Source organism: Acinetobacter schindleri (genome assembly GCF_010918895.1).
Lineage (GTDB): Bacteria > Pseudomonadota > Gammaproteobacteria > Pseudomonadales > Moraxellaceae > Acinetobacter > Acinetobacter schindleri.
Map to the genome: position 1 here is coordinate 69,049 of NZ_CP044483.1, position 18,814 is coordinate 87,862.

Here is an 18,814-nt window from a genome sequence, read left to right on the forward strand (position 1 = left end):
ATTTCCTAAAATTAACGTAAATATGGATAGGGATTTACCGCACCACGGCCTTTACCCTGCAGATAAAGCCCATAATGCAGGTGAGGCGCAGTATGCCGTGCATTACCGCTATTGCCAACATAGCCAATCACCTGACCTTTTTTGACATAGTCCCCGACACTCAAGCCGCGCTTATGCCCGTCAAGATGCGCATAATAATGCCAGGTTCCACCCGGGCCGAGTATCCAGATCACTTTACCACCCAAATTGTTATTGCGTAAGTCCGCAATCAGGCCCTCCGTCGCACTCAGGACTCTGGTTCCACGTGGAGCCATAATATCAATACCTTCATGCAGGCGGCCACTGCTGCGGGAAGCGCCCCAGGTATCTTTGAGCTGGCGTGTCTTGATGTTATCTACCGGGATCGGCAGCCGGGAGGGCATTGTTGTATTCCTCAGTTGCTGCACCAGAATTGGGTTTAGTACTGCAGAACCCGACTGTTTTGGAGTAGAGCTACATGCTGCCAATAGCAGCATTAAAACAGAAATAATGGTAAAACGAATATTATGCTGCAAAGCGTCCTTCCTTGTTCGCCTGTATCAAATTCAAAATTATTAAGTTAAAAATCTCGTATTTCTAAATATGTCACAGTTGAGTTGCAGAGATCAATTTTTTCATTGCTGTGGGGATGCCGGCCTGAACTGCCGCGGTTGGCTCCAGCCAGATTCCGTTGAGTTCAATAGTTAAATGCTCTTGCAGATCAGCATCAATAGCAAATACCAGACCTTGCAGTTGCCAGGTAAAATGGGTAAAACTATGCGAAATTTCGACTTTTTGTATGAACTGTTTTAAGCCTAGACTCTGTTTTAACAGATCCAGTTCATGTACTTCTTCAATAATCGGCAAGCACCACAGACCACCCCAAAGTCCAGTATTGGGACGTTGCTGCCACAGCCATTGATCACCACATTGTAAGATCAGTACCTGGGCAGATTTCACCGGTACTGGTTTTTTAGCTTTCTTAAAAGGCAGCTCGTTTTCTAAGCCTTGCTGATGTGCCTGGCAATGCTGTTGCATCGGGCAATACAGACACAGCGGTTTCTTGGGCGTACAAACTGTGGCTCCCAGATCCATAATTGCCTGGGTATAGTCATGATTACGCTCGTGAGGACATAGCTCTTCAGCCAGTTGCCACATGGCACGTTCATGAATGGGCTTAGACAGATCATCTTCAATGGCAAAGAAACGCGATAAAACCCGTTTGACATTACCATCCATAATCACGCCGTATTTACGTAACCCTAAAGACATCAATGCACCGGCGGTCGAGCGACCAATACCTGGCAGGGCAATCCATTCTTCCAGGGTGTCAGGAAAATGACCTTGCTTAGCTACAATTCCAGCTGCTTTGTGCAGATTACGTGCCCGGGCATAATAGCCGAGTCCAGCCCAGTAGGGGGCAACCTCATCCCAGGTCGCGCTTCCCAAGTCCTGAACCGTAGGAAAGCGTGCAATAAAACGGTCAAAGTACTGTAATACCGTTTTGACCTGAGTCTGCTGCAGCATAATTTCAGAGACCCAGACTTTGTAAGGGTCATCTGCCACCTGCCACGGCAAGTCATGCCGGCCATGAACATCAAACCATTCTAAAAGCGCATCTGAAAATACAAACATGAATACTGGACAGGGCAGGGAAACAGAAAAGCATTATAGCGGATTCAGCTAAAGGAATCGGTGAAAAGTGTATCAAGGTAAATAGGCAGATCAGGCAATAAAAAAGTGAATGATCCGAAGTTCATTCACTCTGATAAAACTTGAGCTAAAAACTGAATTTAGTCTTCAATTCCCCAACGGGCATCCAGTTTCAGCACTTTGCCTTCATAACGTGGAATAAGGTGAATATGCAGGTGTTCAGACTTTGCCTTGAATACCTCACCATCATTAAAACCTACATGGAAGCCAGATGGCTGATAACGTAAATTCAGTTCATTACGTGCCTGTTCCAGCAAAGACATCAAGCTTTTACGTTCCTTATCGGTAATTTCAAAAAAGGAAGCCACATGACGCAGTGGCACGATCACACTATGCCCTTGGGACAATGAATTCGGTTCAGGCAACACCACACCAAAGTCATTTTTGGCAATGACATCATATTCGTCATAGTTGCAGTATAGACAGTTGTTCTCAGCCATTTCATTCTCCTTATTTCTTTTTGAATAATCATTTTTTGCACTAATCCGCTCCCCCTCAGAGTGGAATAGCACAAATATTCTTTACGCTAGGCGACGTGTCAGCAGGGCATACATTGCCTCAAGGCTCTGTTTTTCTGCTTCAGCATTGTAACCAAGGTCTACACCATTGGCTTTGGCCCGTTCATCGGCAAGAGGGTTGCTAAAGCCATGTTTGGCCTCTTTGAAAATGATCACGTCGTGTTTCACATTGGCGGTCTGCATTTCCTTACAGAAACTTTCAACATCATCTAGTGAAACCATGCTGTCCTGTTCACCGTGCAGGACGAGAATCTCAGCCTGAACCTGACCTTCTTGAGCAGGTGCTTTGGGTGACAGATTGGCATGGAAAGTTGCCACTGCCTGCAATGGAGCATTAGAACGCGCCAGATCGAGTGCGACTTTACCGCCATAACAGAAACCGATTGCTGCCAGTTTATTTGCATCAACTTCCTCTTGTGCAGCGAGAGTATTCAGGGCAGCCGTAGCACGGTTCACAATCGTATCGGGATCTTCAAAAGTCTGCATCATCCATTCATAGGCTTGATTCGATGCCGTGGTGACTTTTTTATCGCCATACATATCAATCGCCAGGGCAGCATAGCCGTGTTCAGCCAGCTCACGGGCACGCTGTTCAGTATAGTCATTACGCCCCCACCATTCAGGTGCCACAATCACGCCTGGAACAGGCGTATCAGATTCGGGCGCTGCAAAATAACCGATTAACTGGCTGCCATCCTGCGCCGTATATTGAATCTCACGTGTCTTTATTGCTGCCATGGAAGTTCCTCTATTGTTGTTCAGTATTTGGATGAAAGTATAAACATAGCAAAAGCCAAACAGATGTCACAGGATTACAGCAGATTAATTTGTTCTTGTTAGTCAAAAAAGGAGATATGCCCGGATATCTCCTTTTTGATTATTTCATGACTTCAATCAGTTCAATATCGAAGATTAAGGTGCTATTCGGTTCAATCACATCACCTGAACCAATTTGCCCATAAGCAAGTTCTGCGGGTATAAAGAAACGGTATTTGGCTCCAGGTTTCATCAGTTGCAGACCTTCGGTCCAGCCCATAATCACCTGACTAGTCTTGAATACGACCGGCTGATTACGTGCAATTGAACTGTCAAACACAGTACCATCAATCAAACGACCTTCATAATGTACTTTGACATTGCTGTTCGCATTTGGCGATTTTCCTTTGCCATCTTGCAGGATCTGGTATTGCAGTCCTGATTTAGTCGTTTTAATCTCTGGTTTTTTAGCATTTTCAGTCAGGAATTCACGGCCAATTTTGGCATTTTCTTCAGCTGTTTTCTTGAGCTCAATTAATTCGCGAGCATCCGCCTGACGCTTGTATTGCATCAGTACCTTTGCCATTTCTTCTTCAGTCAAGCTGGCTTTTTGTCCTGCCGCTGCGGCCTTCAACCCAGCACTAAATGCATCCAGATTGATGCCTTTCAATGAATCGGCATTATTGCGACCCATAAGATAGCCAAAGCTGTAACCCACCTGTTCTGCTTCTGTACTTTTGGTGGTGATATCCTTGGCATATAAGCTACCGGAACATAACAGCAGGGCAGCAAGACTAATTTGTATTTTCATTCTAGTTTCTCAAAAACAAGGGAGAGCATATTGCTCTCCCTAAACCGTATTATTTTACTTCGATGAGTTCAACATCAAAAATCAAGGTGCTGTTCGGCGGGATGGTACCTGGAACGCCTTGCTGACCATAACCGAGCTGAGATGGGATATATAAGGTGGCTTTGCCGCCTTCTTTCATCAGCTGTAGACCTTCAGTCCAGCCTGGAATAACCTGATTCAGTGGGAATTCGATCGGTTCACCACGTTCTACTGAACTGTCAAATACCGTACCGTCAACCAGCTTGCCAGTATAGTGAACTTTGACCATAGAATCTGCAGCAGGTGGTTTTCCTGTACCTTCTTTGGTTACCAGGTATTGCAGGCCTGAAGCGGTGGTTTTGACGCTAGGTTTTTTCCCATTTTCAGTCAGGAAAGAATCACTTGAAGCTTGGGCCTTTTTAGCATCATCAAGCTGCTTTTGCTGCATATCCTTCTGGAACTGCTCATAAGCTGCCTGTAGTTCTTCTTCATTATAGGCTGCTTCATTACGAGCATGACCATCACGAACACCGGTAATGAAGCTATTGATATCCAGCTCTGGTGGAGTTTGATGTGCGACTTCATAACCGAGAGCATAGCTGATCTTAGAAACTGCAGATGCATCTTTAGATGCCTTAGAAGTTTGATTTACCGGATGTTGAGTTGCATAGTAAACAGGAACGAGCGCAGCACCGCCTAGAAGAACAGCGACAGCAATCGGTAAGGCCTTACTCATGTATTATTCCAATATGATGTTATCGTTAATGTTCGTTCCATCTTAGCAGAAATTTTTAAGAAATCTTGAACCACCTGTGCAAATTTCAACGGGTTTTTGCTGTGCTTTGGTAGAGCCCAGAATTTGATAAAACTAACCATAAAAAAGCCGGCAATTGCCGGCTTTGAATATTAGTCCTGATCTTTTCTGGCTTTATAGTGGTAATTATAGTTATATCCGTAACCATAGCCATAACCACCGCTGCCACGTTGAACATCATTCAGAATCACGCCATTCACTTTGACTTTCGCCTGCTCAAAACGGTTGATGGTCAATTCAAGTTCTTTCATCTGAGTTTTGGCATGACGTACTACCAGCAGGTTCACACCAGCAGACTGTGCAATGATCACACCATCTGTAACTGCCAGGGCAGGTGGCGTATCAATCAGAATATGATCAAACTGGGCAGATAACTCGCTCAAAAGTGCCTGGAACTTTTGTGAACCTAACAACTCTGCAGGATTCGACGGGTTTTTACCCCGTGAAATAAAGTACAGGCCTTCATAGCTGTCTGCCTTGATGACCTGTTCCAAAGTATGGGTACCCAGCAGTAGCTCAGACAGTCCCGGGGCTGTATCCTGATTAAAGTATTTGTGTAAATAGCCGCGACGCATATCACCATCCATCACCAGGACTTTTTTACCGCCTTGCGCCAGAATGGCACCCAGATTTGCTGCAATAAAAGATTTACCTACTTCTGGGGCCGGGCCAGAGATGGCAATAATATTATTTTTCGCTTCAGTCAGCGAGAAATGAATAGTCGTCCGGATACTGCGGATGCTTTCCACCGCAATATCGTCACTATCTTTAACTGCAAGAATAGGAATCGATTTTTTCTTTTTCAGTAATTTTACACGGCTTTCTTGAACTGCTGAGCGCGGTACTGTGGCATACACAGGAATATCCAGTTCATTCTCAATCTGTGCTGCATCTTTAATACCACTGCGCATCATATTGCGTAACAGTGCGATTAAGGTGCCGAGGAAGCCACCGAGGAAAATTGACAGAATCAGAATCTGCAGTTTTTTTGGCGCAATGGGCTCAAGTGGTTCAACAGCGGTATCGACAATACGCACATTACCGATTTCACCCGCTTTGGCAATTCTTAACTGCTGATAAGAATTGAGCAGGGCCGTATACAGCTGCTGTTTGACTTCGACTTCGCGATACAGCTGTAAGTAACGACGTTGTAAATCTGGTAGCTGTTTTAAGGTTCCATTCAGCTCGGCAATTCTGCTATTGATTGCAGCCAGTTGGGCTTCCATCTGCTGCATGACCGGATGTTCGCTGGTGTACTTCGCTGAAGCCTCAGCAACCGACTGTTCCAGCTGGGCTTTTTGGGTTTCTAGCGCAATACTTTGAGTTAAATACAACTCGGATTCTTTGGTTACATCGACAGTATTGGACTGCTGACGGAACTGGTTAAATTCACGTTCTGCCACATCCAGCTGCTGACGCAGTTCAGGAAGCTGATCTTCTAAAAACTTGAGCGTTTGAGCTGTTTCGGCTGAACGACGTTCCACGTTCTGCTGACTGTATGCTTGCAGAATGGCATTCAGTACCTGGGTAATATGTGCTTTATCTTGGCCTTCATAATTTAAGCCCAGAATCCCGGTCATTTTACCTTTTTCTGCGACCGAGTAATTGGCCAGTAAACGATTTGCTGCAGCCGGTAGAGACTGTTTGCTGATGAGATAACGATCCTGGAACTGGTCCTGGCTAAAAATTGCTACTTTCCAGGTTCCCTCAGGGCGAGTCGCCTGATTATTGCGGTTTAACAGGCCAGAAAAAACCACTTGGCCTGTTCTTGGATCGGTCAGACTAAACTGTTGTTCTTTAAATTGTAGTTCTAAAGTCTTGTCATAATAGGCCTGTGGAATATCAAACTGACGGATATCAAATGCTTGATCACCATCTCTGAATAAAACCGATCGGGTTGAATATTCAGTCCGGTAATCATGCGGATTCAGCAGACGATCAAACAGGGAGTCTTCTGTTCCTGCAACTTGAATGTCTAGATTTAAGCGATCAATTACCTCACCCAAGACCAGACGTGATTTCAGAATTTCGATTTCCGCCTGTGCTGGCTGTTTTTGCTCGATCATATTCGACAGATCGCCAAGCAAAGCTGCAGACGTACCTTTACTTTCTTCGACCTGAACCAGTGCATCCACACGATAGGTATCTGGTGTAACGCGTAAATACAGTAAAGCCGCCACAATACTTAAAATGACGCAAAGGGCAATGAGTTTCCATTGAGCAATCAATGAGAAAAAGAGTTCTTTTAAGTCAATGGTATCTTCAGTGTTGGTGGTTTGGCTCATAGTTTATTGTCATTCAATTATTTAAAGATGGGATATCCAGTCATTTACACACTGTTGAATCTGCTCAAAGGTGTGATCAAAAAAGAGTTGATCCTGCTGGTAGGGGTCAGCAATATTTTTTGATTGCCAGTGCCCCAGGCGAAAAGTTTTTCCTTTGGCAAAAGGCCAGCGCTGCTCTAAATGCTGTTGCTGGTTTTTACTCATGACCAGCACCAGATCGGCCTGTTTAATCATGTCCCCGGTCAGTTTTTTGGCACGATGCGCCTGCATGTCCAGTCCGATACTTTGCATACAGCGTTGGGCCTTCTCATTTGCCGGATAGCCGATCATCGCTGCAATACCGGCCGAATGGATCTGCCGTTCAGGTAGAGCCTGCTTGAGTAAATATTCAGCCATAGGACTGCGGCAAATATTACCGACACAGACCACCAGAATATGTTTAAACTGCATTATTGTCCCAGTCGATCCAGATTATACAAGGCATTCGAGAATGGAATCACCTGATTCATCACACGTTGCCAGCGCGCCAGACCTGAGGCATCGACATAGACAATATCATTGCTGCGCATTTTGAACTGATTGGCCAGGCCAAAGTCAGCAATGCTGGTGAGGTCCATTTGATAAACTTCAGTGTGCACAGCATTTGGCTGACTGCGCACGATATAAATCTTGCTGCGGCTGGCAGAGAGTGGATTTAGGCCCAAACTTTCACCTAATACATCACTTAAACTCATCCCCTGATCGCGCAGTGGCAAGGACTGGTTTTTGCCCGACTCACCCATGACATAGATTTTTTGATTTTCGCGATTGTTCACATATAAAGTGTCATTGGGCTGGATCAATAAATTATGCAGAGAAAGTCCAGCTTTTTCTAATTCTACGGTATTTAGCTGGTATGTACGTCCCTGACGGACTAAAGTCACAGAAGTATTATCCCCCTGTTGTGCATTGACACCACCCGCCATACCCAAGGCGGTATATACACTGACAGGCTGATCACTTAAATAAAATTGTCCGCCTTTCATGACATTGCCCTGAACCGAATAGCGCTGGCCCTGATAGGACAGAACCCGGACAATGACATCCGGGGTTTTTAAATAGCGTGACAATTGGCTGCGTAATTCACGGTTGACCTGAGTCAGGGATTTACCTGCAGCCTTGTAACGGCCAATCATCGGAAACTGGATATAGCCCTGCGAGTCAATTTGATAACCGTTTGCCTGAGCAGACTGGTCACTGCTAATGCTACTGCTCGGTGGAGTAATTTCCGGGTAAGCCCATAAATAGATGGACAGGATATCACCTGGGCTCAGATTGTAGCTACGATGCGGGGTGCTAAACAAATGGGCATAATCTTGTTGAATGTTCTGTACAGCAGGCTGAACAGCCAGTATAGAGTCCTGGGTGAGTTTAATCACATTGACTGAAGTGCCAAGTTCGGTTTGATAAACACCTTCGGCTGGTAGGTCATAAGTTTGCAGACCAGAGGTAACTGCGCAACCGGTCAAACTCAGACCGCAAGTCAGTAAAAAAGCCAATTGAATTTGTCGCACATGAAATCCCGTTTTTAATATTTAATTCGATAAATTTGCGATATTCTACCTGAGAAGTCTGTACTTTCTATAACAAAATGTATCTGATTATAATTGAATAGTGAGTGAAAAGGAGACGGGCTTAGCTTAGCTTTATGACATTTTTAGGAAAAATATTTTGAAATAAAATGAGTAAAATATTTAACAGATATTGGCTTTTTGGTACTAAATCATAACCTAAATTTCATGTTTTTCTGCTAGTATTCCTGCCGAAAGATTTAAGCTTCTTAAGCACATTATACGAATAAGGCGTTGAAATGCTATCTATTACAGATTTAAAAATTGCAGTGATTGGTCTAGGTTATGTGGGCTTGCCACTTGCAGTTGAATTTGGGAAAAAAGTACCTGTCGTTGGTTTTGATATCTACCAAAAAAGAATTGATGAACTTAGAAATGGTCAAGACCATACCCTTGAAGTTTCCCCAGAAGAACTCGAACAAGCAAATCAGCTCAGTTATTCAGCAAATTTAGAAGATTTAAAAAGCTGTAACTTTTTTATTGTGACTGTGCCTACCCCTATTGATGAATTTAAACAGCCAGATTTAACGCCGCTTGTTAAAGCTTCGACCAGCATTGGACAGGTACTGAAAAAAGGCGATGTGGTGGTGTATGAATCTACGGTATATCCGGGGGCAACTGAAGAGACCTGTATTCCGGTTCTGGAACAGGTATCAGGCCTGAAGTTCAATCAGGACTTTTTTGCCGGCTATAGTCCGGAGCGGATTAACCCGGGCGATAAACTGCACCGCGTAACCAATATTTTGAAAATTACTTCAGGTTCTACCCCTGAAGTCGCTGAATTTGTTGATCAGGTGTATAATTTGGTGATCGAGGCGGGTACCCATAAAGCGACTAGTATTAAAGTGGCTGAAGCAGCAAAAGTCATTGAAAATACTCAGCGTGATGTTAATATTGCCCTGATTAATGAACTGGCCGTGATCTTTAATAAAATGGGAATTGATACTGAAGCAGTATTGCAGGCTGCCGGTACCAAATGGAATTTTCTGCCATTCCGTCCAGGCTTGGTGGGGGGGCATTGTATTGGTGTTGATCCCTACTATTTAACCCATAAAGCACAGTCTATCGGTTATCACCCTGAAATTATTCTGGCAGGTCGTCGTTTAAATGACGGTATGGGGGCGTATGTAGTGACCCAGCTGGTCAAGGCCATGATCAAGAAAAAAATTCAGGTCGAAGGCGCTAAGGTTCTGGTTTTAGGCTTAAGTTTTAAAGAAAACTGCCCGGATATTCGGAATACTAAAATCATTGATATTGTCAATGAACTGACAGAATACAATATTGTTGCCGATGTGTATGACCCATGGGTGGATGCAAGCGAAGCTCAACATGAATACGGGATTAATCCGGTCAAAAACGTGGAACAAGGTCAGTATGACGCAGTAATTTTAGCCGTTGCACATGATCAGTTTAAAGCCATGGGTGCTGAAGCATTACGTGCCCTGGGCAAGCCAGCACATATTTTATATGACCTGAAATATGTACTGGATCAATCTGAATCTGACCTTCGTCTGTAATTATAGGGATCTTAAACATGAGCCAATATCAAACTGTATGCGAGCAATTACAACAAGCACCTAAAACCTGGTTAATTACCGGTGTGGCAGGCTTTATTGGCTCAAACCTACTGGAAACCTTATTAAAGCTGAACCAAAATGTAGTAGGGCTAGATAACTTTGCCACAGGTCATCAGTATAATCTGGATGAAGTACAAAATCTGGTCAAGCCTGAACAATGGGCAAACTTCAAGTTTTATGAAGGTGATATCCGTAATTTTGAAGATTGCCAGAAAGCATGTACAGGAGTGGACTATGTCTTGCATGAAGCAGCTTTAGGTTCTGTACCCCGTTCGATTGCTGACCCGATTACTACTAATGCAGCCAATATTACCGGCTTTTTAAATATGCTGACCGCTGCACGTGATGCGAAAGTGATAAGTTTTACTTATGCCGCCAGCAGTTCGACTTATGGTGACCATCCGGCACTGCCTAAAGTCGAAGAAAATATCGGCAAGCCACTTTCGCCTTATGCGGTCACCAAATATGTAAATGAGCTGTATGCCGAAGTCTTTGCCCGAACTTATGGCTTTAAAACCATTGGTTTGCGTTACTTTAATGTCTTCGGCAAGCGTCAGGACCCGAATGGAGCCTATGCTGCAGTCATTCCAAAATGGACAGCAGCCATGATTGCCGGTGATGATGTCTTTATTAATGGTGATGGTGAAACTAGTCGTGATTTCTGTTTTATTGAGAACACAGTGCAAGCTAATATTTTGGCAGCGACTACACAAAATGATGAAGCTAAAAATCAAGTTTATAATGTGGCAGTGGGAGATCGTACCACGCTAAATGATTTATTTAATGCCATTAAAGCAGCATTAAATGAAGCTGGTGTGACGTATACGAAAGAGCCTGTATATCGGGACTTCCGTGCAGGAGATGTTAGGCATTCACAAGCCAGTATAGAAAAAATTAAGAAATCACTTTTTTTTAGGCCAGTAAAGAAGATTTCTGAAGGAATTACTGAAGCGGTAGCCTGGTATAAAAGTTAATAAAATTGTATGTCAAATAAAAAAATATTTTTTAATACTATATTCTTATATTTTAGGACGGTACTATTATTACTAATTTCTTTATATACTACTAGAATTATTTATAATATTTTGGGGGTAAAAGATTTTGGTATATTTAGTTTAATAGCCGGTTTTATAATTTTATTTAGTTTTTTAAATTCTGCAATGAGAAGTGGAACTCAAAGATATCTAAACTATGCACTTTCTAATGATAAAAATTATAATGTTGGTGAGATTTTTAAAATTTCATTAAAAATACATGTAGTTATTTCATTATTTATATTTTTTATTTTAGAAACTGTAGGTTATTGGATTTTAAATAATAAATTAAATATTCCTTCAGATCGAATGCCTGTTGCGAATATTGTTTTTCAGAGCTCAATATTTATTTCTCTAATAAGCGTATGGGTTGTACCATATCAATCCTTAATATTGGCTAAAGAAGAAATGAAAGTTTATGCTTATATTGGAATATGTGAAGCCTTTTGAAATTAATTCTTGTTATTATTATTTCATATATTAATTTTTTGATAAACTTGCAACCTATAGTTTTATTTTAATAGTTAATTCGTTAATCATGTTTTTATTATATTACTGCTATGTAAAGAAAAATTATAAAACAGAGTTGCATTTCAAAACTAAAGAAAATAAAAAGTTAAGAAAGAAATGATTATATTTTCAGGTTGGAATATATTTGGTCAGCTTGCATCAGTTTTAAATACTCAAGGGTCTCTATTATATTTAATTATTTTTAGGAGTTTTTATTAATGCTTCAATAGCTATTTCTAGCCAAATTAATTTTATAATCTTTACATTTGTTTCTAATTTACATTCAGCTTTTAATCCTCAAATTGTAAAATCTTTTGCAGAAAATAATTTTAATAGGCACGTGGATTTGGTAATTAATGCTTCTAAATATTCAGTTTATTTAATAACATTAATATCAGTACCATTTTTATAACAACTGATTTTCTATTAAAAATATGGTTAGGTAACATCCTGCCTGAATATGTTTCCTTTTATGTAAGGTTGTTGTTATATGTGGAATTTTTAGTGCTGCTTCTGGTCCATTATGGATGTCTACTTATGCAGGGAATATAAAAAATATCAAATTATTATCTCTATAATACTACTCCTAAACCTGCCACTAGCTTATATACTTCTTATTAATAATCATTATTTAGAGTTGGTTTTTCTTCTACCATTTTATTAGTATTCTAGCTTTTAGTTATAGATTTTATTTTTTTATAATAGTATAATTTTGTATAGGAATATAAATTTAAATTTAATGAAATATTTTTCTGATATATTTTATTGTATTTTAATTTTATTAGGTGGGGCGCTTATTTATGAAAAATTAAAATAAATGATTCTTTTTGGTAAATGTTTTGTATATATTAGTCTTGGAAATTTTTCTATATTTTTCTTTTATTTTAGGCTTAATGAGATTGAAAAGAAGTTTATCTTAACTATTCTATTTGATAGAATGAAAAAATTACTATGAGGTGTTGTTATGTCTGAAAAGAAATTTGGTATTTTAGTTTATGAAGAGCTAAAAGGAAGATTTAATATTGGTGATTATATTCAAAGTTTAGCTGCTCAAAGTTTTTGAAAACTATATAGCTAAAATAAATAGAGAAAAATCTGCATATTATAATGGAGATGATATTCATTTAATTATGAATGGTTGGTTCACCCATACACAAACTAATGAGTGGATCCCTTCAGAAAAATAAAGCCACTGTTAATTTCATTTCATTTAAATCACTCTTCTGTACCATATATGCTAAGTAAAGAAGGAATTGAATTTTTAAAAACCAACCTATAGGGTGTCGAGATGAGTTTACTGTTAATGAGTTTAAAAAGAGATATAGATGCATATTTTAGTGGTTGTTTAACTCTTACTTTGGATAGATATAAGAAAAATAATATTAAAAGAGAAGGTATATATATTGTAGATCCTTTATATGATTATCCTCAAAAATGTATATTATGGAAAACTATAAAACTTTAATGAAATCTATAATTAATGGAAACGTTTTAAAACTAAAAAATTGAGAAGCATATGAAAAAATATTCTCTAAAGAGTTGCTTGAGCAAACTGAATATATAACACAAGTTTTACCAGGGATAAATATACATATGAAGAAAAATTTAAAATAGCAGATTCTTTGTTAGAAAAATATTCTACCGCTAAACTTGTAATCACTTCTAGAATTCATTGTGCTTTACCGTGTTTAGCCATGGGAACACCTGTTATTTATATTAATGGTTTTGATAACTTTTTGATACATGTAGATTTGAAGGTATTTTAGAACTATTTAATAGAGTTGATGTTAATAAAGAAACAGGTTCTTTTATAGCTAATTTTGAATATGAAGGTGAGAAAATAACATCTAATATTAGAATTCATAATAAGGATGATTATTTGATATTAGCTAATAAGATGAAGAAAATTTGTGAAGATTTTGTGAAATGAAGATAGCTTTCTTAATTCATAATCTTTCTAATTCAGGGGGGACACAACGTATGTTGTGTACACTCTGTAATTTATTGATAGATCAATTTTCTATTGTTATCTTAGTTAATGAAGGTGGTGAATCCTTTTATAACTTAGATCCTCGTATAAAGATTTTTGATTTATCAGAAATTAAAGGGGGTATTTTTTCTAAAAATATTAAAATATATAAAGTTTTTAAGGAAAGAGAAATAGATTTCTATATTAACTTGGATTCAAATTCTATCTTGTTTAATGGGTTTATTTTACCTCGAAAAACCAAATTAATTCTCTGGGAACATTTCTCTTTAGAAAATAATTTTAATAAGTTAATTTTTAAAGTATCAAGGTTTTATGCTGTATTAAAATGTTTTAAAATTATTGTCTTATCCCAGTCTGAACTATTCGCTTGGAAAAGATATAGTAAATTATGTGCAGATAAACTGTCTTTAATATACAATCCTTTGACAGTTAGCCCTCTACTCGTCCCCCCAAGTCTTTCGGAGAAAAAATTTCTTGCAATCGGAAATAATATAACAGTTAAAGGCTTTGATATTCTTTTAGACGCATGGGCACTACAGAAAAATAAAGAGTGGTCTTTACAAATTGTAGGTTTAAGTGAGAGTGATATAGATATACTTAATCAGATCATATTTGAAAAGAAGTTATCTAATATTCAGTTGTTTGGGCGAATAAGTAATATTGAGAAATTTTACCAGAATGCGACAGTATTTCTTTTACCCTCTAGAAAAGAAGCGACCCCACTGGTGCTGATAGAAAGTCAAGCCTATGGTCTTCCAGCTATTGTTTTTGATCATTTGCCTGGTGTTCTGGAACTGCTTAATGGGTCGGGAATTATCGTTGACTTTGATCAAAAAGAGAGAGGATTTGCAGCAGCTATGGAGAAGATTACAAATGATTTTGATTATTTAGAGTCACTTTCTAAAGCTGCTATAATCAACTCAAATCGATTTAATATTGAAAACTTTAAAAATGCATGGGTAAAAATCTTTAATGATTAGAGTATTACATATAGTCGGAAAAATGGATCGTGCTGGTGCAGAAACTATGCTTATGAATCTGTATCGAAATATTGATCGTACGCAAGTTCAATTTGACTTTATTACTTTCACTGCAGATCAAGGTGATTATGATGAGGAAATTTTAGCATTAGGTGGAAGAATTTTTCCAATTATTGCCAATAATTCTATCGAGCGTATGCTCAAGTTAAGAAGTTTTTTAAAGAAGCATTCTGAATACCGAATTGTGCATGCCCATAAATTACTTAATAATGCCTTTCATTTATTAGCAGCTAAGTATGCTGGTGTTCCTCATCGGATAGCCCACTCACATAATACTAGTAATGGAGAAATGGGAGTTATTAAAAAAGCCTATGAAAAATGGGCATTAAATATTATTAATAAAACAGCAACCTCTAAAATTGCATGTGGAGTGTTGGCTGCCAAATATCTTTTTGGATCGACAGCTGATGTAATGATCCTACCTAATTCTGTAAACTGTCAGCAGATGCTTGAAAAAGCCGAAAATAACAGAAATTTCATTAGTGAAAATTTTAATGATGAAAGTTTGAAAATTATACAAGTTGGACGTTTGAGTACCGTAAAAAATCATCAATTTACTTTGAAGATAGCTGAGGAATTAACCAAGCGTGGCGTTAAGTATACCTTATATATCATTGGCCAAGGCCCATTAGATTTAGAGATTAAAAAACAAATTCAAAAGAAATCACTTGCTAACAATATCAAAATGTTAGGTGTCCGTAGCGATATTACAGAATTAATGGCGAGTGCAGACTTTATGATTATGCCTTCATTACATGAGGGTTTTCCAGTAGTCCTTGTAGAAAGCCAAACAGTAGGATTACATGCTGTAGTTTCAGATAGGATTTCAATGGAAGTTGATTTAGGTTTGGGTTTGGTTAAATTTTTACCGATTAGTTCTGCGAAAGAATGGGTAGATTATCTTGAAAAGCCTAACCTTAAAAATATTTCTAATAGTGTTATTTACCATACAATGAAATCATCTGGTTTCGATGTGCTTGAAAATTCTGTTAATTTATCAAATTTATATAAGTCTTGTTATGAATAAGATTTTAAAATTATTGAAGATATAAGCATGCTACCGTATTTACTGATCTTGTTTTTTGTCATGTTTTGGATCTGGATAGAAAAAGAATCTCTCAATCGAAAAGCATTCTGGGTGCCTTTATTTATTTTGGTGCTATTTGCTAGTTTTCGTAATTACCGAGTTGGAACTGATACAGGAACATATGTAAGAAATTTCATTAATCAACTTGATTATAATTACTTCGATTTTCGTGATGATGTGGAACTTGGATATCAGTTAATAGAATACTCCTTGTTAAGAATTACACATAACTACTTTTGGCTTTTTTTTATTACATCTTTTGTAGTGGTATTTTGTTATTTATATGTTTTTAGAAAAAATAGTAAGGATTACGCTACTTCAGTATTTGTATTTATCACTTTAGGTACTTATACATTTTTCTTTAATGGTCTTCGTCAAGGTCTAGCGATGGCTATTTTTGCACTTGCTGTTCCATATTTAATAAAAAGAGATTTCTATAAGTATTTTTTAATATGTATTATTGCATCTTTTTTTCATACAACAGCTTTATTAATGATACCCTTTTATCTGTTGGTAAACTTAAATGTTAAGTTAGCGTATAAATTGGTGGCAACGTTTTTAGGCTCACTTATTCTTAGTAGATTTTTAATTACTTACATTGCGTCCACTAATGAGCGGTATGAAGGCTATGCTCAAACTTCAGAAAATTCAGGTGGGTTCCTAACATTGGCGTTTTACTTTTTTATCCTTATAATGATATATATAGGTTCATATATTTATAAAATTAAGGATAAAGATTTTCTTCAATTATTTTCTTTCTATGCTATTGGGATAGCTTTCATGATACCGATTGCTCTATTAGAATCTAATCCATCAGGTCCTCAAAGAATACTTCCTTATTTTACGTGGACACTTGCACTAATTTTACCATTTCTATATAAAAAAATTAATAATAATTATATTTATATTGCCTCTTTTGTTTTAGGTTTGATTTATTTTTATCTAACTACGTCCCGTTTTAGTAATTTAACACCTTATACTATTAATCCAATTTTTGAGATATTTTAATGTCTAAAGATATTTTTGTTACTATTGCTATCCCTTTCTATAATGCGGAAGAAACAATTTTAGATGCTGTTCGTTCTGTATTTGCTCAAACACATGAAAATTGGGAGCTTTTGTTAATTGATGATGGTTCTAACGATAAATCGTTGGAATTAGTTCAGGGAATTAAGGATCCTCGCGTCTCAATTTATTCTGACGGTAAAAACTTAAAACTAGCTGCAAGATTGAATCAAATTGTTGATCTAGCCAAATATGATTATATCGCACGTATGGATGCCGATGATCTTATGTCACCTGATCGTATCGAAAAGTTAATTAGTATACTTATAAATGAAAATTATGATTTAGTTTCTTGCGGAACATATTCTATCAAAATGAATAATTCTTACAATGGATATAGGGGGAATTATGAGGAAAAATATAGTTTTGAAGGTATTTTAAATAAATCACAAAAATTTCTTCATGCAGGGCTAATTGCTAGAAAAAGCTGGTATCAAAGAAATAGGTACAATGAACAGATACCTGTAGGACAGGATACACATCTTTGGTTAAGTGCATCAAAAGCTTTAGATTTTAATGCAAAATCTATTAGCGATCCCCTTTATATGTATAGAGAGGAAGGTAATGTAACTGTTAAAAAGCTAATGAAAGCATATGAAGTTGAAAGAGATTTCTATGCTCCCATGATTGATAATAAACTATTTAAATATAAATATATGACTAAATCATGGTTAAAAACTTTCATTGTAAAAACAATGTCTATCTTTGGAAGCTTGGATTATTTATTAAACCGCCGTAATAAAAGTAAAATTGATGAAAACTTAATAGAATACTTTAATATTTCTTTAAAGAAAATTAATTCAGTAAAAATCCCTGGTGTAGATAATGGATAAGAAAAAAATATTATTTGTTGCTTCAGTACCTGTCCATTTTCATGCATTTCATAGACCTTACATGAAATGGTTTTTTGATAATGGATATGAAGTACATGCTGCATGTAATGGATCTTTCGAAGATCCAAGTATTCATAAATTATGGCATGTAGACTTTGAGCGATCCCCATTCTCATTTCTACATCTTAAATCTTTTAATCAGCTCAAAAAAATTATTGACGAAAATAATTTCACTTTAATTACTTGCCATACTCCTATGGCAAGCGTCATAACTCGATTAGCCGGAACTCAAGCTCGAAAGAATGGAACAAAGATACTTTATACTGCGCATGGATTTCATTTTTTCAAAGGGTCGAGCATATGGTCATGGTTAACTTATTTTCCTGCCGAATTAATGCTAACTAAATTAACAGATGCTGTTATTTGTATTAATGAGGAAGATTATAAATTAATCTCTGAAAAAGGTTCTAATTTAGCATCTTATTATAAAATACCTGGTATAGGCGTTAGTTCTAAGCGATTTAAACCTATATCAAAAATTGAAAAAATTAGTTTAAGGAATTCATTGGGTTTTTCGGAAGATGATTTTATTATGATCTATGCTGCTGAATTTATTGATCGTAAAAATCATAAACTTATTATAGAAGCTCTTCATAAATTGAGTAATAAAATTGAAAATTTTAAAGTTTTATTTGCGGGTCGTGGTGTACTTTTAGAGCAGATAAAAGATTATACGTTGGAGAAAGGGGTTAATGATAAGGTTGTATTTTTAGGGTTTGTTACAGATATTGAAAAATATTATCAAATATCAGATATAGCTCTATCTGCTAGTAAACAAGAAGGCCTAGGGATTAATCTTGTTGAAGCAATGATGTGTGGATTACCTGTAGTAGCTACAATAGATCGAGGACACTGCACAGTTGTAGATCATATGGTCAATGGAATATTATATCCTCAGCAGAACTCTGATAAACTTAGTGGGGCTATAATGGAGGTATATTCTAATAAGAATTTTTATATCAGCCTCTCTAATGAAGCAATAAAAAAGGCTTCGTATTTCGATATCAAAAACTCTCTAGAGGAGATGTCAAAAATTTATAAAAATTATTTATAGTTTTCGTAAATGAAAAGGAGC

The 18,814-nt window shown here is 37.6% G+C and carries 19 protein-coding genes; 10 read left to right on the plus strand and 9 right to left on the minus strand.

Annotated elements, in window-relative coordinates:
• Window positions 1–11: 11 nt before the first annotated feature.
• The 9 genes from FSC11_RS00310 to FSC11_RS00350 all read right to left on the minus strand — a co-directional run bounded on the left by FSC11_RS00310 (window position 12) and on the right by FSC11_RS00350 (window position 8,486).
• Window positions 12–515 (minus strand): M23 family metallopeptidase, encoded by a 504-nt coding sequence (locus FSC11_RS00310; RefSeq protein ID WP_392390192.1) that lies wholly within the window; start codon window positions 513–515, stop codon window positions 12–14.
• Window positions 516–624: 109 nt separating this feature from the next.
• Window positions 625–1,653, minus strand: coding sequence for an A/G-specific adenine glycosylase (mutY, locus tag FSC11_RS00315; protein ID WP_163164459.1), 1,029 nt, complete (start codon window positions 1,651–1,653; stop codon window positions 625–627).
• Between the two features lie 158 nt (window positions 1,654–1,811).
• On the minus strand, window positions 1,812–2,171 hold the full coding sequence (locus FSC11_RS00320) for an HIT family protein (protein ID WP_163164461.1): 360 nt from the start codon (window positions 2,169–2,171) through the stop codon (window positions 1,812–1,814).
• 81 nt (window positions 2,172–2,252) lie between these two features.
• Entirely contained in the window at window positions 2,253–2,987 is a 735-nt protein-coding gene (locus tag FSC11_RS00325) for a dienelactone hydrolase family protein (RefSeq protein ID WP_163164463.1), read from the minus strand.
• Between the two features lie 139 nt (window positions 2,988–3,126).
• Window positions 3,127–3,816: a BamJ family beta-barrel-assembly machinery protein gene (locus FSC11_RS00330; RefSeq protein WP_163164465.1), complete on the minus strand. Its 690-nt coding sequence runs from the start codon at window positions 3,814–3,816 to the stop codon at window positions 3,127–3,129.
• A 49-nt stretch (window positions 3,817–3,865) separates the two neighbouring features.
• A complete protein-coding gene (locus FSC11_RS00335) occupies window positions 3,866–4,570 on the minus strand; it encodes a BamJ family beta-barrel-assembly machinery protein (RefSeq protein ID WP_163164467.1) in 705 nt (234 codons plus the stop codon).
• A 170-nt stretch (window positions 4,571–4,740) separates the two neighbouring features.
• Entirely contained in the window at window positions 4,741–6,933 is a 2,193-nt protein-coding gene (locus FSC11_RS00340; RefSeq protein WP_163164469.1) for a polysaccharide biosynthesis tyrosine autokinase, read from the minus strand.
• A 21-nt stretch (window positions 6,934–6,954) separates the two neighbouring features.
• Window positions 6,955–7,383, minus strand: coding sequence for a low molecular weight protein-tyrosine-phosphatase (locus FSC11_RS00345; RefSeq protein WP_163164471.1), 429 nt, complete (start codon window positions 7,381–7,383; stop codon window positions 6,955–6,957).
• Entirely contained in the window at window positions 7,383–8,486 is a 1,104-nt protein-coding gene (locus tag FSC11_RS00350; protein WP_163164473.1) for a polysaccharide biosynthesis/export family protein, read from the minus strand. Before FSC11_RS00350 ends, FSC11_RS00345 begins: the two co-directional genes overlap by 1 nt.
• Before the next feature lie 296 nt (window positions 8,487–8,782).
• Here FSC11_RS00350 and tviB point away from each other — a divergent pair, with 296 nt between their 5' ends.
• From tviB to FSC11_RS00395, 10 genes are all read left to right on the plus strand, one after another.
• Entirely contained in the window at window positions 8,783–10,060 is a 1,278-nt protein-coding gene (gene tviB / locus FSC11_RS00355) for a Vi polysaccharide biosynthesis UDP-N-acetylglucosamine C-6 dehydrogenase TviB (protein ID WP_163164475.1), read from the plus strand.
• A 17-nt stretch (window positions 10,061–10,077) separates the two neighbouring features.
• Window positions 10,078–11,094 (plus strand): NAD-dependent epimerase/dehydratase family protein, encoded by a 1,017-nt coding sequence (locus FSC11_RS00360; RefSeq protein ID WP_163164477.1) that lies wholly within the window; start codon window positions 10,078–10,080, stop codon window positions 11,092–11,094.
• 9 nt (window positions 11,095–11,103) lie between these two features.
• Window positions 11,104–11,604, plus strand: coding sequence for a polysaccharide biosynthesis protein (locus FSC11_RS00365; RefSeq protein ID WP_163164479.1), 501 nt, complete (start codon window positions 11,104–11,106; stop codon window positions 11,602–11,604).
• Between the two features lie 1,348 nt (window positions 11,605–12,952).
• Window positions 12,953–13,129 (plus strand): hypothetical protein, encoded by a 177-nt coding sequence (locus tag FSC11_RS16190; RefSeq protein ID WP_227590989.1) that lies wholly within the window; start codon window positions 12,953–12,955, stop codon window positions 13,127–13,129.
• Window positions 13,130–13,286: 157 nt separating this feature from the next.
• Window positions 13,287–13,430 carry a polysaccharide pyruvyl transferase family protein gene (locus tag FSC11_RS16195; protein ID WP_264821067.1) on the plus strand — a complete coding sequence of 48 codons (144 nt, stop codon included), beginning with the start codon at window positions 13,287–13,289 and terminating at the stop codon, window positions 13,428–13,430.
• 160 nt (window positions 13,431–13,590) lie between these two features.
• A complete protein-coding gene (locus FSC11_RS00375; protein WP_163164481.1) occupies window positions 13,591–14,634 on the plus strand; it encodes a glycosyltransferase in 1,044 nt (347 codons plus the stop codon).
• A 22-nt stretch (window positions 14,635–14,656) separates the two neighbouring features.
• Window positions 14,657–15,721, plus strand: coding sequence for a glycosyltransferase (locus tag FSC11_RS00380; protein ID WP_163164483.1), 1,065 nt, complete (start codon window positions 14,657–14,659; stop codon window positions 15,719–15,721).
• A 60-nt stretch (window positions 15,722–15,781) separates the two neighbouring features.
• On the plus strand, window positions 15,782–16,789 hold the full coding sequence (locus FSC11_RS00385; RefSeq protein WP_227590990.1) for an EpsG family protein: 1,008 nt from the start codon (window positions 15,782–15,784) through the stop codon (window positions 16,787–16,789).
• A complete protein-coding gene (locus FSC11_RS00390; protein WP_163164487.1) occupies window positions 16,789–17,679 on the plus strand; it encodes a glycosyltransferase family 2 protein in 891 nt (296 codons plus the stop codon). Before FSC11_RS00385 ends, FSC11_RS00390 begins: the two co-directional genes overlap by 1 nt.
• A complete protein-coding gene (locus FSC11_RS00395; RefSeq protein WP_163164489.1) occupies window positions 17,672–18,793 on the plus strand; it encodes a glycosyltransferase family 4 protein in 1,122 nt (373 codons plus the stop codon). Before FSC11_RS00390 ends, FSC11_RS00395 begins: the two co-directional genes overlap by 8 nt.
• The last annotated feature ends 21 nt before the right edge of the window (window positions 18,794–18,814 follow it).

Coding starts and splice junctions, on each gene's coding strand:
- FSC11_RS00380 (WP_163164483.1), top strand. CDS start 14,657: ATGGATCGTGCTGGTGCAGAAACTATGCTTATGAATCTGTATCGAAAT.
- FSC11_RS00360 (WP_163164477.1), top strand. CDS start 10,078: ATGAGCCAATATCAAACTGTATGCGAGCAATTACAACAAGCACCTAAA.
- FSC11_RS00365 (WP_163164479.1), top strand. CDS start 11,104: ATGTCAAATAAAAAAATATTTTTTAATACTATATTCTTATATTTTAGG.
- FSC11_RS00395 (WP_163164489.1), top strand. CDS start 17,672: ATGGATAAGAAAAAAATATTATTTGTTGCTTCAGTACCTGTCCATTTT.
- FSC11_RS00325 (WP_163164463.1), bottom strand. CDS start 2,987: ATGGCAGCAATAAAGACACGTGAGATTCAATATACGGCGCAGGATGGC.
- FSC11_RS00345 (WP_163164471.1), bottom strand. CDS start 7,383: ATGCAGTTTAAACATATTCTGGTGGTCTGTGTCGGTAATATTTGCCGC.
- FSC11_RS00375 (WP_163164481.1), top strand. CDS start 13,591: ATGAAGATAGCTTTCTTAATTCATAATCTTTCTAATTCAGGGGGGACA.
- tviB (WP_163164475.1), top strand. CDS start 8,783: ATGCTATCTATTACAGATTTAAAAATTGCAGTGATTGGTCTAGGTTAT.
- FSC11_RS00385 (WP_227590990.1), top strand. CDS start 15,782: ATGTTTTGGATCTGGATAGAAAAAGAATCTCTCAATCGAAAAGCATTC.
- FSC11_RS16190 (WP_227590989.1), top strand. CDS start 12,953: ATGAGTTTACTGTTAATGAGTTTAAAAAGAGATATAGATGCATATTTT.
- FSC11_RS00330 (WP_163164465.1), bottom strand. CDS start 3,816: ATGAAAATACAAATTAGTCTTGCTGCCCTGCTGTTATGTTCCGGTAGC.
- FSC11_RS00340 (WP_163164469.1), bottom strand. CDS start 6,933: ATGAGCCAAACCACCAACACTGAAGATACCATTGACTTAAAAGAACTC.
- FSC11_RS00390 (WP_163164487.1), top strand. CDS start 16,789: ATGTCTAAAGATATTTTTGTTACTATTGCTATCCCTTTCTATAATGCG.
- FSC11_RS00310 (WP_392390192.1), bottom strand. CDS start 515: ATGCTGCTATTGGCAGCATGTAGCTCTACTCCAAAACAGTCGGGTTCT.
- mutY (WP_163164459.1), bottom strand. CDS start 1,653: ATGTTTGTATTTTCAGATGCGCTTTTAGAATGGTTTGATGTTCATGGC.
- FSC11_RS00320 (WP_163164461.1), bottom strand. CDS start 2,171: ATGGCTGAGAACAACTGTCTATACTGCAACTATGACGAATATGATGTC.
- FSC11_RS00335 (WP_163164467.1), bottom strand. CDS start 4,570: ATGAGTAAGGCCTTACCGATTGCTGTCGCTGTTCTTCTAGGCGGTGCT.